This is a genomic window from Rickettsia endosymbiont of Urophora cardui, assembly GCF_964030725.1.
In the GTDB taxonomy this organism is placed as follows: domain Bacteria; phylum Pseudomonadota; class Alphaproteobacteria; order Rickettsiales; family Rickettsiaceae; genus Rickettsia.
Genome location: NZ_CAXIPY010000002.1, coordinates 19,059 through 33,546, shown reverse-complemented (window position 1 = coordinate 33,546; position 14,488 = coordinate 19,059). Strand labels below are relative to the sequence as shown.

Below are 14,488 nucleotides of genomic sequence, written 5' to 3'. Positions count from 1 at the left end.
ATTTTTTAACGTCATTGCGAGGAGATGTTCTATGTCATCCCACGACTTGACCCAAGGACGACACCTCATTTATTACAAATACTTCTCTGCCAAGTACTTAATAAACATTTCAGGATTTATACTTTCCTCACCGCTAGTACTTTTTAGCAAATTAGGCGAATTTTTTAGTGAACCAAAATTTCTGAAATTTTTATTCAAATAATTATTTAAGTTACTAAAGTCACCTTTTAAAATATCATCTTTTACGTTTTTGTTTATCTCTTTTACTTTCTTCATTACCATTGATGCAATAATTGCCCCGTTTGTGTAAGCTGGAAAATAACCGAACCAACCACTCGACCAATGAATATCTTGCAAACATCCTTCACTAAAGCTTCTAGGTTTTGTTCCTAAATATTCCTGCATCTTACTATCCCAAAAATTTGGCAATGCATCAAGATTTAATTCACCGCTAATAAGTAATTCTTCTATTTCAAAACGCAATATTACATGCATCGGGTAAGTTACCTCATCAGCGTTAACTCTGATAAAATCCGGCTCAACTTTCGTAATTGCCCTATATAAATTATCTGCCGAATATTCTTCCGACTTAAGGTTAAATTCATCACGAAGTAATTTTGCTAAAAACTCTGTAAATTCTCTTGATCTACCTACCTGCATCTCCATAAACAAAGACTGACTTTCGTGAAAAGCCATGCCTTTAGCACGCCCGACTGGCTGCCCCTTGTACATTTCTGGTAAGTTCTGCTCATATAAAGCATGTCCAGTTTCGTGAATAATCCCCATTAAGCCGCTTATGAAATGATCTTTATCATATCTGGTAGTTAAGCGTATATCATTTGGTGTTCCACCGCAAAAAGGATGAGTAGATTCATCAAGCCGCCCTCTGCTCCCATCAAACTGCATAATTTCCATTATACGCTTGCCGATATTTTTTTGTATTTCAGGACTTAATTCAGTACTTTTTACCAGTGCTTTGTGACTTTTCTGCTTTTCTAAAACCTTACCAATAAGCTCAGAAAGATTTTCTTTAACATATGAAAAAACCTTTTTAATCTCGCTGCTTGTTCTACTTGGGTCATACATATCAATTAATGCATCGTAAGGACTGCAATTAAATACACCTGCACGTACTTTAGCAACTTCTCTTGTATAATCTAAAACTTGCTGCAAATTAGGCTTAAATAAATTATAATCATTAGTCTTTCTCGCTTTTCGCCAAACAAGTGCAGCTTTAGTAGTTGCAGCTACTATTCTTTTTTGTAGTTCCTCATCGATACAATTTGCATCTAATATTTTCCGCTCAATTTCTCTTATATTAGCATTCTGCCATTCATCAAGATTTTTTGCCTCTTCCTTTGCTCTGCTAACTAACTCTTTAAGCAACGGGGATTTAACCAGAGAATGAACTAGCGAAGTTAAAGATACCATCTCGTTTGTCCTACTTTCCCCTGATCCTATAGGCATATTTACTGCTATATCCCAATATAATATGCTCGAGATATTTTCAAAGTTTGAGATGGTTGAAAGTTCATTTTCTAGTTTTTTGTAGTTGTTCATATGTTCATTATTGTTTGTCATTGCAAGGAGCTTTATTATATGGTTTCTCTTTGTCATCCCGTGGCTTGACCACGGGATGACAAAGTAGTTCCTTAGCCGCCTTTAAGCTTGCCTCAGTAATTGCTTTACCTGAAATCATGCGGGCAAGTTCCTGCTGTCTTTCGGCTAAATTTAAAGCTTTTACCGTTACCTTTGTTTCTTTCTCTAATTGCGTTTTCTCAATTTTCATATGCAGATCTGCTTTTCCCGCTACTTGAGGCTGGTGCGTTATAACTATCACTTGCGTAGCTGAGCTAAGCTTTGTGAGCCTTTCACCAACTTTATCTGCAACCTCACCGCCAATTCCCACATCTATTTCATCGAATATAATAGCAGGTTTAACCATTTTAATAATCGTGGCAAGCCACGGGGAATTTAACCCAACAGGGATTAAATAAGGCAGTTTTTAAAGCAAGCATAAATCTTGATAATTCACCGCCCGAAGCGATGTTATTAATTGCCTCTGGGAGGAGACATCCCCGGGTTGGTGGAAGCTTTAAAAACTATATCATCTATGCCATATGCTGCCGCTTCTTTTCTTTCTGCTATATTAACATGAAAAGTAGCGTTTTCCATTTTTAATTGCTTTAATTCATGGTGCAGCACTTCTTCTAAACGCTTTGCTGCCACAAGACGTTTGCCCGATAAATCCTTACCAAGTTTATAATATTCTGTACTTAATTTTGCTTCTTGCACTTGCAATTCTGCTTGATTTGCTATTTTCCCTTTCAAGCTATTTAGCTGATTTAAAGATTCCTCTAAAAATGTCTTAAGTGCGTCAGCAGAAACATTATATTTCCGACTAATTGCTTTTATTGCAAATAATCTTTCTTCTATTTCTTCAAGGTTATAATCTAACTTGTTAAAATTTTCTAGAAGATTCGATAAATTTTGTCTTGCCTCTTCTCAATTATTATAAGCTTCTTCGAGATTTGTAGAAATATTTACGAATTCTTCATTTTGGCTTTGCTTTGCTAATAGCTTTTCCGCTTTACTAATTGAGTTATTTATTTCAGGATTAATGATGCTCCTCGCAGCAGAGCTACGAGGTATCTATCCAAAAAGCTTTAACTGTTTTTGTTGAAATGCTTTATAAGAAGGTTTGCCTGAACCTTGATTCTGTACATAATTACGTAATTTCTGCTCATCACCATGTTTACCTACTGTGCTCATAAAATATCCTTTACTCCAAAACTCACTTCCCCATAATTTTTCTTTAAGATTTGGATATTTCTCAAACATTTTCTTAGAAGTAATACTTTTTATGATTTGAGTTATTTTGGTTGGGCTATACATTGGTATTGACTGTAATAAAAAATGTACGTGATCTTTATCTACTCCTATTTCTAAAAATCTAATTTCATAACGATCTTCTATGTGCTCACAAATTTTACACAAATAATCATCTAGTTCTTGACTGAATATTACTCTTCTATACTTTGCCGGCGTTACTAAATGATATATTAGTACTGTGACATTATGACTCTTATGTATATAACTGCTTTCTTCCATTCAAGTAGTATATCACGAAGCAGAGCTTCGGGGAATTAAACCCTGAGAGATTAACTTGCTCAAGAATATCTTTGATTAGCTGCAAATCTTTTCGTATATTTGTTAGCTGCTCTTCTTCGCCTGTTTGAACATTAAGCTTAATCAGCTCTTCGGTTACGAAGTTCAAATAATCAATTTCTTGTTCTATGGAATTTTGTTTAAGTGCTATTGCAGCAATTTCATTACGGATATTCTGCCACGCTTGATAACACTTGGCAAGCTGCATACGAAGTTCTAAAAGATCTCCAAAATTATCTAAAATATCACGCTGCGTATTGATTTCTAAAAGAGAAATATTATTGTTTTGTCCGTGAAGTTCAAATAAATAAGTAGCTAATTGTTGCATAATAGCTTTGTTAACTACTTGATTATTGATAAAGAAATTTTTGCGTCCTTCTGCTTTTTGGACACATTTTATAAGTAGCGATTCCTCTAATTCAATAAAATTTTGAGTTAGGAAATTTTTTATTTCATCATTTAATGAAAAGACCATATTAACGGCTGCATAATCTTTCCCATGCTTTATTATGCCGGCACTTGAAGTTTTATAGCCTAAACAAAATAAAATAGCATCAAGTAAAATAGATTTACCGGCACCGGTTTCACCGGTAATAACGCATAAACTATTAGTAAATTCGATTTCTAACTCGTCTATCAGAATAAAGTTTCTCACTGAAAGACTATGAAACATAGTCTACTCGATGAATTTCAAAAATTGGCGTCGTCGTCCTACAAGTACTCCGGTACTCACGTATTAATATACGCTCCGTTCCTCGTCTTGTGGATTCCTTGCTCTTTTTGAAATTGATCTTCGTATACATACTATTTATTTGCCAATATTGTATCCTTTAATTAATCTATATGCATAACTATACCATTTACTATCCGGATAGTTATGACCAAGAACCGAAGCATATTTCATTGCCTCATCTGGCAATCCAAGCATCATATAGCTTTCAGTTAAACGATAAAGTGCTTCTACACAATGAGAGGTAGTTTGATAATTTTCGACTACTTCTTCAAATCGATTAATTGCTGCCATTGGATTCTTTTTCTTTAAATAGAATCTACCAATTGTTAACTCTTTACCAGCCAAATGGTCATTTACTAAATCAATTTTTAAAGATGAATCAATAGCATATTTAGTATTTGGGAATTTTGTAATTAGATCTTCAAAACTATCGTTAGCCAAGAAAGTTCTAGATTGATCATGATTCACATCAGAAATTAGCATATAATATGAAAGAGCTTTAAGGTAATATGCATAAGCAATATCAACATTTGCAGGATGTAAATTAATGAAAATATCAAGTACATCAACTGCCTCTTCATATTGAGTAGCAAGGAATAATGAGTATGCCTGCATCAACTCTGCTTGCGGCGTAAATTCATGACCCGGATGCTGATAAAATATTTTTCCAAATTCTTCAGCAGCATTTTTATACTTCTTTTTCTCAAGCAGAGTAACGCCCTCATTATAAAGAGTAGAAATAGGAGTAACTAAATCATCGTTACTTTTTTTGCTTTTACATCCGTTTAGAATTAGCCCTAAGCATAAAAGGGCACTTAATATTTTTGCTAATTTCATAAGAACTTAAAATTCAGTTAATACCTAAATATACATATAGGTTTAAAGGATTTCAACTAAAGTTTTGACAAAAATGCTAATTTTTCTGACTAAAGTAAAAATTTATATTTAAAGTTAAATATTTAGTGCTTTTATCAGCTTAAAAGCGATATTTCTACAATTTAAAGTAAATTATTTGATATATAATACAAATTATAGATTGATACACTCGCCACTTTTTTTAATTCCCCGAAGCTCTGCTTCGTGATATACTACTTGAATGGAAGAAAGCAGTTATATACATAAGAGTCATAATGTCACAGTACTAATAACCTGAATTCTGGATTAGCTAATTTTGAGATATAGCAGGTTTGTTAGGTTTCATACAGTATGCAATTAGGGCGGATAAGATATGTACAAAGGCATTCCAAATTGATCTATGTCTTGTATGTTCGAGCTCGAAAGCACCCTTCAGCACACTAAATACTGTTTCGATAATTGAGCGTTTGCGTAATAATATTTTTTCAAATAATGGCATAAGTTTATTCTTCATTTTCTTCTTTATGCCAGTTACTAACTTGATTCCTTTGCTGTATAGATCATCAAAGAGCTCCTGTTTGATATAACCCTTATCGCCAAACAATAATCCCGTGATATGTTTGGTGATTATCGAAACCGGCGCTCTATCATCTACATTACCAGGCGTTAGTTTTAGACCTTGAATCTCACCTTTTTCGTTAATCTCTCAGGGTTTAATTCCCCGAAGCTCTGCTTCGTGATATAGCTAACACGGAAATGTTTCTACCACAGATTAGGAAAAACTTAGGCATTGATCAATAATTTTACGTAAACAGTTTTTAAAGTTAGTCCAGCAATGTTTAATAGGATTTAGATCTGGTGAATATGTGAGTAAATACAAAAACTATGGTAAAAACCTTTCCGCGTTAGCTATATCATAAGAAACAACTAAAACTTTTTTAGATACCTCGTAGCTCTGCTGCGAGGAGCATCATTAACCAAATGTAATTTTAGACCAAAAAACCAACTTTTTGTTGTTTTACCCAAAGCAGCAATACCGGCAAAGACTTTATTACGAGAGATTCTTTTTCGATGACAAACCTCTAAAGATGTGGCGTCAATATAAGAAACTCCCGTAGATTGAGCTGCCTGCATATACCATTCAAGTAATAAAACTCAATAACTCAGAACTCTTGGTTTTAGAGCTATAAAACGAGTATATGATGGAAGAGTTACAAAGTCTGATTTATATAATTGTAGATAGGACATATAAAAATATTTAAAGTTTTTACAAGGTGATTGATGGTATAAAAGCACTATTGTTAACAGCTCAGAATAGCTTATTTCAGGCTTTCTTGTAGGGTTTTTATTAATTAATGGTAGAAATGATTTATTAATCCACTGCTCGCTAATTTTACAAAAATCATCGACAAAACAAAATAATGCAGTAATATCTTTCTTCATGGGGATACTCTTGTTTTTTTGCTAAAAATTATATAGAGTATCTTCTATCCCTTGTAAATACTTACTTCCAAACCTAGATTAATCCAGAATTCAGGTTAATAAGGTAAATAAAACATCAGTTTCTTCACGATTATATGGTACATATGATATATCATCAATTATCAATATTTCAAAATAATCGAATTTTTTAATAATTTGCTTAAGTTTTAAACTAAGCTTTGCTTCTAGTAATTGTTGAACCAAATTAGCTGCTGTTGTATATAATACACGTCTACCAGCAAGACACCACTCACGTGCTAAACCTATACTAAGATGACTTTTGCCAGTGCCAGGATTACCAAAAATAAGTATATTTTCATAGCGATCCATAAATTCTCCTTGTGCAAGATATTGGATCTTAGTTGGCGATAATCCTGGGATACGCTTAATATCAAAGTTGCTTAATAACTTATCTCGAGAGAGTTTTGCTTGCTTCAGCAATCTGGCAATACGTTGTTGTTGTCTATGTTCTAACTCACGTATGGCTAACTCCTGTAGATAATCTATATATGTTTTCTTTTCTTGCTCAAAGCTTTCTGCAACTGATTTATAGCACGATGCAAAAGTAGGTAAGCAAAGGTTCTTGAGTAAATTATTTAGCGGTTGCGGAGTTATTATCTGTTTACTCATGCAACCTCCATTGTTTTAAAGCAATGTAATTGATCATATTCAGACAGTATTGGTTGATTAATTTTTACTGAACAAACAGTTTGAGTCTGGCTATTTAGTAAATCTGTAATATGATCAATTATTGGCTCAATCTTCTTTTCTAATAGCACTTCTAATGCAGTAACTACATTCAATTCTCCATACATTTTTGCTAATTGTAATATTTTAAGATATATTTTATGCCCTTTATATGGATATATAGAGATAAGCTGGTCATATACCTGACGAAATATAGCACGTGGGAATAAAGCTTCATAATATTGATATTGAACAAATGCTCCAGGTTTACGTACTAAACTATCAATAATATGTCTATAATCAATAACATAGCCATTGCTGATTCTAGACATTTTTTGTAAACATTTGTTACCATAGTAAAGCTCTATTTCTTCAGAATAAATATAAGCTTTTAAAGTATAACCTATTAAGCGACTAGGCACAGAATAAGCTACAGATAAAATACTAACTGTACTGCTTGGATTAACACGTACTGATAATATTGTAGGTGCATTCCATTTCCTGATTGGTAACTCTTTTAAATGAACTAATTCTTCAGCTAATTTTTCTTTTCTACAGCTATTTCGCTTTTCTTTAATTTGTGTAAGGAATAATTCATAAGCTTTTAAATCAACAAAATTACGTGATCCACGTAATAGCAGATGTTGATTCACTGCTTGCTTAAATGTATCATGACTTTTTTCAACAGAACCATTTTCATGACTGACGCCTGGATTATTTCGCGATGGTGCAACATTGTAATAACCAAGCAATTCTTGCCATCTTTCTGTAAATTGTCTACTATTACCACATTGCTTGGTAGCTGCACTTAAATTATCTGTACGATGCTCTGGTAAAACTCAACCTAACTCCCATACAGCTTTTTCAAACCCTGATGCTAATGTATCAAAACTTTCACTATGGCATATGCTAAAAGTTTCCCAACATGAATAAGGCAACATAAAATGAAATAGTAAGTGAGGATATGGTTGCCCACCAATACAAATACCCAATTGATTCATATTGGTCCAATCAGACTGACTCTGTTTGCCAGGAAGAATATTTTGTAAAAAGATTACTGTCTTATCCTTACCATGTGCAGCTCTCCATTGTTTCAACCTTTTCTGCAAACAGCGTAATTGCTTCCCATTATAATTCCCATGATACTTTTCTGTCAAATATGCTAATATGGTAGTTGCTTGCAACTCCGGTGCTGATTCTAGCATTGATTCTATTTCATCCCAGTGCTTCACAAATGGATCCTTACGTGTCCTATATTTACGTATTGTGCGTAATTCGCTTGGATACTTATTAATACGTAAATACTTACGTGCCGTTTTTACACTCATACCTGCTTTTGCAGCAGAAATTATCTGATTATATTTTTTGATCTTTTGCATTAAAATACCTACTTGGTTATTTGTACATGTCATCAGTAATTCTCGAATAATATTTAAATATTTAAAAATAAATTTTTATTCGATTTTACTGTCCATAGTTACTTCTTTTTTATAGGTAATTTTAATGTTCGTTGAGGGTAATTCTAATATTCGTTAGTCAAATTGTTGAGCCTATATTAGAAGTAAATGATGCTCCTCGCAGCAGAGCTACGAGGTATCTAAAAAAGTTTTAGTTGTTTCTTATGATATCACGAAGCAGAGCTTCGGGGAATTAAACCCTGAGAGATTAAAAAAATCTATCATAACTCAACATTAATCTCCTTTAAACCCTTTATCTATAAGCTTTCTATCTAGTCCGTCCGCCAAAACTCTACAAGCCTTATAGATAATATGGTTTTAAGACAAGAAGTAATACAACAATCCGTAAGAAAATGATAAAATATGGTCATAAACCTTATGGATTTCAGTCAATGCCAATAGACAACATTATCAAATCGCAAGAACAAGGGAAACTGTTTGGTTATAAATTAAAAGAAGAATTAAACCCAAATAATAAGCTATATAAATTAAGAGAATTAATAAATTGGTCTAGGCTCGAAGAGTGGTTATCAAAAAATGTTTGTATTAAGAAATTTGGTAGAAATAGAAAATGTCATAGAGTGATGCTTGGCATAACGATGCTACAAGCAATGTATAATTTTTCAGATTCATTATCAGAGGAAGAGCTAAAAGAGAATATGTATTGGCAGTATTTCTGCGGGTGGGAATATATAGAAAAAGACATAGCTATCTCGGAAACTAGTATACGACGGTTTCGTAGTGTATTAGGTGAAGCTGGATATAATGAGATATTATCGGAGTTGATCAGGGTTGGGATAAAAACTAACACAATTAAAAAAAAAGATTTGGAATTAATCATCGCTGATACGACTGTACAAATTAAGAATATCAAACACCCACACGATGTTTATTTAATGGATAAAGCTAGGCTTAGCATAGTAAAGCTTTGCAACAGTTTGGGTATACATTTGAATGAAACATACGCTAGAACCTATAAACGCGATATAGTAAAGCTATGGAAATATAAAGAACATAGTAAAGCCAAGAAGCGTTGGAAAATAATGAAGCATTTAAAAATATTACTGGGTCGTTTGATTAGAGTATGTGAGCGTGAGATCAAAAATAAGCAATTAAACTTGTCTCTCAAAAATCAAGAAGTATTGCAAAAAATAAAACAAATACATAACCAATCTGTTTTAAAAAGAGAAGCTAAAAAGCAATATAAAGAAGATAACAAAGTATTATATACAGGAGTTTCGCACTTAGCAAAATTGTGTATTAGTTAGAAGCCATTTAATGTTGTTCTGAATTGATGTTTTTATAACTTCCCAAGTTTGTTGATATAAAGTAATGTTTTCATTTATCCTCCTTTTGTTCATATCAAGCCAGGCCAATACAGCAAGGCAAATATGATTTCTTTGAGCTCGACCCGTGCGTGCCTGACAGCATTCAATACCACAAGTTTGTTTCAATTCTCGATGATAAACTTCTATAGACCAACGCGCCTTAACAATTTTCTCTATTTACTCACGTGTAGGATTCTCTAAATTAGTTGTTATGTAATCAATGCGACCATTTTTTGCCACAAACTTAAATACCGTAACCCAACCGTATCCACGTAGGTGAATTTTTAGCCCTTCATCGGGAATCTCTAAAGTTTCCAAGCTAACATTACGATTAACTTTTCTATTTTTTCTTAGGTTGGTAACCCATATCCAACCTAAATTACGTATATGTTTTAAATTATCCAAACCACTATACCAAGCATCCATAACTATAGCATCAGGCTTGATACCTCTTTCTTTAGCTAAAGTAAGCATATCACAAAAATGCTCGTTCTTTGTTTTACCATCAGTTTCTTTATCATATATTCTATAATCTACAGGAGTAGATTGATCAATTTGAGTATTGTAATGCAGTAAGTTTACCATTCCTATACCAGGTATAACATCATGTACAGCCCCAGAATATTGATAATTTACAAGCTCGATCCTCTTACTGTATTGCTTTGACAATAAGGTGTCATCTCCCACTAATAAACAAGGATCTTCCAGATCAATATATTTTGACACTTTGCTATAGATTTCGCTAGGGCGAAAATCCTTACTCTTTAACCATCGACTTGCACTATCGTGCGATAGATCTAATGGACTTACTTCAGATAATGCTTTGCTAGTATATCTTACACTACTTGCTTGTAAGAATGATTTATATAAATCTTTGCTACATTTTGATCTTGTCATTTTTATCTAAAACTATTTTTCTCTAGATTAGCATATTATTTGCTAAGTGCGAAACTCCTGATATAGTTTTCATGCCCCTGAAGTAGAGTGTATAGGAAAGGGAAAACGCAACAAGCCATATGAGTTTGGCAATAAAGTAGCGGTAGTAGTAAGTGGTCGTAGAAATTTTGTTTTATCCGCAAAATCGTTTCATAATAATCCTTATGATGGTCATACATTGCATCAGAGCTTTGAAGCAGTAGAGAGTGTCACTGGAATCAAGATAAAGAAATCATTTGTTGATCTTGGGTATAGTGGTAGCAATGTAAAGGAGAAGAGTAAGGTATATACCCCAAAAACGCGGAAGAAGTTGTTACAAGAGGACAAGTCTATGATCAAGAGACGCAGTGCCATAGAACCAATAATAGGTCACTTAAAGCAATATGGTCGGATGGGTAGAAACTTCTTGAAAGGTATGATAGGAGATATTATCAATCCAATAATCTCTGCTATTGGTTTGAATTTACGATGCATTGCAAATCATTTACAAATCGTGTCTAACTCCACATAAATCAAAAATATCATCATGCAAAAACTAGATGAACGATAAAAAATCGTTAACAATAGCTCCATATCAAAATTAGACCAACACAGAAATGTATCAGTAAAAATTAACATAACTTATTAATTTTTATTGAAAATCTTAGCAATTTGTTGTCAAAACTCTATCCCATTACAAATGATCAGGATTTGAAGTGTTTTTGGCGGATAGACTATCTATCCCTTATCCTAAATTACTGAAGTTTTGACAAAAAATTTTTATTAAAAAAAGTGGCGAGTGTATCAATCTATAATTTGTATTATATATCAAATAATTTACTTTAAATTGTAGAAATATCGCTTTTAAGCTGATAAAAGCACTAAATATTTAACTTTAAATATAAATTTTTACTTTAGTCAGAAAAATTAGAATTTTTGTCAAAACTTCAGTAAATTAGCGTTATTATTGATATTTTTCCGGATAACATGGGCTAGCCACGTTACACTATACGTGTTTATTCAAATTATCTAACAAAGCTGACTTAAAACTATGGGATGCAAGTGCAGAGTTGATAATATTACTTAAATCACTTGACAATATGCTGTTAGATTGTTAATATCCTTTTACATATATTAAAGCTTTATAAAGCTAACAAATAAAATTAATTCTTCAAGCCACAAGAATAAATCTAAAAATCTAGTTTGATTCCTAATTTAAAACAAACGTAATATTTCCTCTACATTTAAGGAGTTAAATGTTTCATTCATGTCAACTATAATCTATTATAATAAAAATAATGAGTATAACTAATAAAGAATCCCCAGAACAACTAAATAACTCTGAATTTAATAATCATTATGCAGAAAACGGCAATATAATTAATTTAAAAGAATTAAAACGTAAATTGCCTGAAGAATTGCAAGCTCAAGCAGAAGAGCTAAAAATTGAAAATGTTAGTTCTTTGCGTAAACAAGAATTAGTTTTTGCAATTTTAAAGAAATCTGTAGAGCAGGGTGGTTCAATAGTAGGTGAGGGTGTACTTGAAGTTTTGCCTGACGGGTTTGGCTTTTTGCGTTCTCCGGAAGTAAATTATCTAGCAGGACCTGATGATATTTATATTTCTCCAAGCCAGATTCGTCGCTTTGGGCTTCGTACTGGTGATACTGTGGAAGGACGAATAAGAGCTCCGAAAGAAGGTGAGCGTTATTTTGCTCTACTTAAGGTAAATAAAGTAAATTTTGAAGATCCTTCAAAAGCTTATCACCGTGTCAATTTTGATAATTTAACCCCTTTATATCCTGATGAAAAATTAGGTCTAGAGCTTGAAGATAACAGCAAAGATTTTAGTACACGTGTTATTGAGTTAGTTGCACCAATGGGTAAAGGTCAGCGTGCTTTAATAGTTGCCCCTCCCCGTACTGGTAAAACTGTGTTACTACAAAATATTGCCCATGCTATTACTACCAATAACCCGGAAGTATTTTTAATTGTGTTGTTAATAGATGAGAGACCTGAAGAGGTAACAGATATGCAACGTTCCGTGCGTGGTGAGGTTGTTAGCTCTACTTTCGATGAGCCAGCAAGTAGACACGTACAGCTTGCGGAAATGGTCATTGAAAAAGCAAAGCGTTTAGTAGAACATAAAAAAGATGTAGTGATTTTAGTTGATGCTATTACGCGTCTTGCACGTGCTTACAATACTGTAGTGCCGTCATCTGGTAAGGTATTAACTGGTGGTGTTGATGCTAACGCACTTCAGCGTCCGAAAAGATTTTTTGGTGCTGCAAGAAATATTGAGAATGGTGGTTCACTTACCATAATCGGTGCAGCTCTAATTGAAACAGGCTCACGTATGGATGAGGTGATTTTTGAAGAGTTCAAAGGTACAGGTAACTCTGAAATAGTATTAGATCGTAAGATTGCCGATAAACGTATTTATCCTGCAATTGATATAACTAGATCAGGAACTAGAAAAGAAGATTTATTAGTTGATAAAATAGTGCTAAATAAAATGTGGGTTCTTCGCCGCATCATCGACCCAATGGGTAGCAGTGAAGCAATAGAATTCTTGCTTAAAAAGCTAGAACACACTAAAACTAATAGTGAGTTTTTTGAGATGATGAAAAGCCCAGCAGAACGTAAGTAGGTTGGGTATGTCATTGCGAGGAGTGAAACGACGTGGCAATCTAGTGAAACATTCCGGGATTGCTTCGTCGAAACTTTCAGTTTCTTCTCGCAATGACGGGAAAATTGATCCACAAACCAAACTCCCCTCGCAATGACAAAAAACTAAAAAATATATTGCAAAATGAATATAACACCTGATTATTTAATTGAAAGAAAACAAATAAAATCTCGTTTATTAGTTTGGAAGTTAATAGCAATTATTTTAATTGGTGTTTCATTCTTCTTAATTTGTAAAGATTTTGTTCCAACGGAAGTTTTAGCCAATAATAATGATGATTATATAGCTTCGGTATTAATTGACGACATAATACTTGAAGATGAGAAGCGTGATAAAAAGCTTAAGAAAATTGTTGATGATTCTCATATTAAAGCCTTAATAGTTAATGTAAATTCCCCAGGTGGTACAGTAGTAGGATCAGAAAAAATTTATAATATTTTGCTTAAAATATCCGAAAAGAAGCCAGTAGTTATAGTTATGGGAACGATGGCAGCAAGTGGTGGTTATTTAATCTCTCTTGCTGGTGATTACATCATTAGCCATAACGGAACTATAACTGGTTCAATTGGGGTAATATTGCAGACTGCAGAGGTAACTGACCTGGCACAAAAGCTCGGCATTACTTTCCTTCATTTTAAATCAGGTGAGCTTAAAGCTGCACCAAATCCTACTGAAAAACTTACTGAAAATGTAAGGGTAGCGGTTATGGAAAATATAGAAGATACTTACAATTTTTTCATTGAACTCGTTGCTGAAAGACGTAAAATTCCTATAGATGAAGTCAACAAACTCGCTGATGGCAGAATATATTCAGGACGTCAGGCTGTAAAACTAAAGCTGGTAGATAGTATAGGTAATGAGGATACAGCCTTAAAATGGTTACAAGATGAGAAAAAAATCGATGCTAAATTAACAGTTAAAGACTATCAGCTAAAACCAAAACCTAAATTAGTGGAAATGATGCTTGAAGATTTCGACAGTTTAGTCCCTAGTTTTTTCAAAAATAGTTTTAATGGAATTAAGGCAATTTCTAATCATGGCTACTAAAATTGATTTGATAAATAAAATACACAAGCAGCTAGATTATCTTTCTAAAGAAGATGTTAGTGATTCTGTGAATTTAATCCTTAATCTCTCAGGGTTTAATTCCCCGAAGCTCTGCTTCGTGATATACTA

At 33.2% G+C, this 14,488-nt stretch carries 10 protein-coding genes and 6 pseudogenes; 5 read left to right on the top strand and 11 right to left on the bottom strand.

What is annotated here, in order from left to right; all coding sequences use genetic code 11:
* Positions 1-72 precede the first annotated feature (72 nt).
* The 10 genes and pseudogenes from AAHI98_RS01515 to AAHI98_RS01470 all read right to left on the bottom strand — a co-directional run bounded on the left by AAHI98_RS01515 (position 73) and on the right by AAHI98_RS01470 (position 8,337).
* Positions 73-1,560 carry a carboxypeptidase M32 gene (locus AAHI98_RS01515; RefSeq protein WP_342224834.1) on the bottom strand — a complete coding sequence of 496 codons (1,488 nt, stop codon included), beginning with the start codon at positions 1,558-1,560 and terminating at the stop codon, positions 73-75.
* Positions 1,561-1,567: 7 nt separating this feature from the next.
* A pseudogene (locus AAHI98_RS01510) lies at positions 1,568-2,625 on the bottom strand (DNA repair protein RecN); the annotation flags it as partial.
* 27 nt (positions 2,626-2,652) lie between these two features.
* On the bottom strand, positions 2,653-3,111 hold the full coding sequence (gene tnpA, locus AAHI98_RS01505; protein WP_342224833.1) for an IS200/IS605 family transposase: 459 nt from the start codon (positions 3,109-3,111) through the stop codon (positions 2,653-2,655).
* A gap of 31 nt (positions 3,112-3,142) precedes the next feature.
* Positions 3,143-3,841, bottom strand: a pseudogene (locus AAHI98_RS01500) (AAA family ATPase); the annotation flags it as partial.
* 135 nt (positions 3,842-3,976) lie between these two features.
* Positions 3,977-4,738, bottom strand: a complete 762-nt coding sequence (locus AAHI98_RS01495; RefSeq protein WP_342224832.1) for an outer membrane protein assembly factor BamD — start codon at positions 4,736-4,738, stop codon at positions 3,977-3,979.
* A 328-nt stretch (positions 4,739-5,066) separates the two neighbouring features.
* A pseudogene (locus AAHI98_RS01490) lies at positions 5,067-5,459 on the bottom strand (IS982 family transposase); the annotation flags it as partial.
* Between the two features lie 272 nt (positions 5,460-5,731).
* Positions 5,732-6,199, bottom strand: a pseudogene (locus AAHI98_RS01485) (transposase); the annotation flags it as partial.
* 90 nt (positions 6,200-6,289) lie between these two features.
* Positions 6,290-6,868, bottom strand: coding sequence for an ATP-binding protein (locus AAHI98_RS01480; protein ID WP_342224831.1), 579 nt, complete (start codon positions 6,866-6,868; stop codon positions 6,290-6,292).
* Positions 6,865-7,677, bottom strand: a complete 813-nt coding sequence (locus AAHI98_RS01475; RefSeq protein ID WP_342224830.1) for a Mu transposase domain-containing protein — start codon at positions 7,675-7,677, stop codon at positions 6,865-6,867. The genes AAHI98_RS01480 and AAHI98_RS01475 overlap by 4 nt, the downstream gene beginning before the upstream one ends.
* Before the next feature lie 87 nt (positions 7,678-7,764).
* Positions 7,765-8,337, bottom strand: coding sequence for a hypothetical protein (locus AAHI98_RS01470; RefSeq protein ID WP_342224829.1), 573 nt, complete (start codon positions 8,335-8,337; stop codon positions 7,765-7,767).
* A gap of 398 nt (positions 8,338-8,735) precedes the next feature.
* Between AAHI98_RS01470 and AAHI98_RS01465 the strand changes: the two genes are divergently transcribed.
* Complete coding sequence (locus AAHI98_RS01465) at positions 8,736-9,650, top strand: transposase (protein ID WP_342224828.1); 915 nt, start codon at positions 8,736-8,738, stop codon at positions 9,648-9,650.
* Here AAHI98_RS01465 and AAHI98_RS01455 read toward each other — a convergent pair.
* Positions 9,627-10,607: pseudogene (locus AAHI98_RS01455) on the bottom strand (IS701 family transposase). The gene AAHI98_RS01465 and the pseudogene AAHI98_RS01455 sit on opposite strands and share 24 nt — an antisense overlap.
* A 91-nt stretch (positions 10,608-10,698) precedes the next feature.
* Between AAHI98_RS01455 and AAHI98_RS01450 the strand changes: the two are divergent.
* From AAHI98_RS01450 to AAHI98_RS01435, 4 genes and pseudogenes are all read left to right on the top strand, one after another.
* Positions 10,699-11,157 carry a transposase gene (locus AAHI98_RS01450; RefSeq protein WP_342224960.1) on the top strand — a complete coding sequence of 153 codons (459 nt, stop codon included), beginning with the start codon at positions 10,699-10,701 and terminating at the stop codon, positions 11,155-11,157.
* 766 nt (positions 11,158-11,923) lie between these two features.
* Positions 11,924-13,273 (top strand): transcription termination factor Rho, encoded by a 1,350-nt coding sequence (rho, locus tag AAHI98_RS01445; RefSeq protein WP_342224826.1) that lies wholly within the window; start codon positions 11,924-11,926, stop codon positions 13,271-13,273.
* A gap of 162 nt (positions 13,274-13,435) precedes the next feature.
* Complete coding sequence (gene sppA, locus AAHI98_RS01440) at positions 13,436-14,359, top strand: signal peptide peptidase SppA (RefSeq protein ID WP_342224825.1); 924 nt, start codon at positions 13,436-13,438, stop codon at positions 14,357-14,359.
* Positions 14,349-14,444, top strand: a pseudogene (locus AAHI98_RS01435) (HU family DNA-binding protein); the annotation flags it as partial. The gene sppA and the pseudogene AAHI98_RS01435, both read left to right, overlap by 11 nt.
* Between the last annotated feature and the right edge of the window lie 44 nt (positions 14,445-14,488).

Coding starts and splice junctions, on each gene's coding strand:
- AAHI98_RS01515 (WP_342224834.1), bottom strand. CDS start 1,560: ATGAACAACTACAAAAAACTAGAAAATGAACTTTCAACCATCTCAAAC.
- tnpA (WP_342224833.1), bottom strand. CDS start 3,111: ATGGAAGAAAGCAGTTATATACATAAGAGTCATAATGTCACAGTACTA.
- AAHI98_RS01495 (WP_342224832.1), bottom strand. CDS start 4,738: ATGAAATTAGCAAAAATATTAAGTGCCCTTTTATGCTTAGGGCTAATT.
- AAHI98_RS01480 (WP_342224831.1), bottom strand. CDS start 6,868: ATGAGTAAACAGATAATAACTCCGCAACCGCTAAATAATTTACTCAAG.
- AAHI98_RS01470 (WP_342224829.1), bottom strand. CDS start 8,337: ATGACATGTACAAATAACCAAGTAGGTATTTTAATGCAAAAGATCAAA.
- AAHI98_RS01465 (WP_342224828.1), top strand. CDS start 8,736: ATGATAAAATATGGTCATAAACCTTATGGATTTCAGTCAATGCCAATA.
- rho (WP_342224826.1), top strand. CDS start 11,924: ATGAGTATAACTAATAAAGAATCCCCAGAACAACTAAATAACTCTGAA.
- sppA (WP_342224825.1), top strand. CDS start 13,436: ATGAATATAACACCTGATTATTTAATTGAAAGAAAACAAATAAAATCT.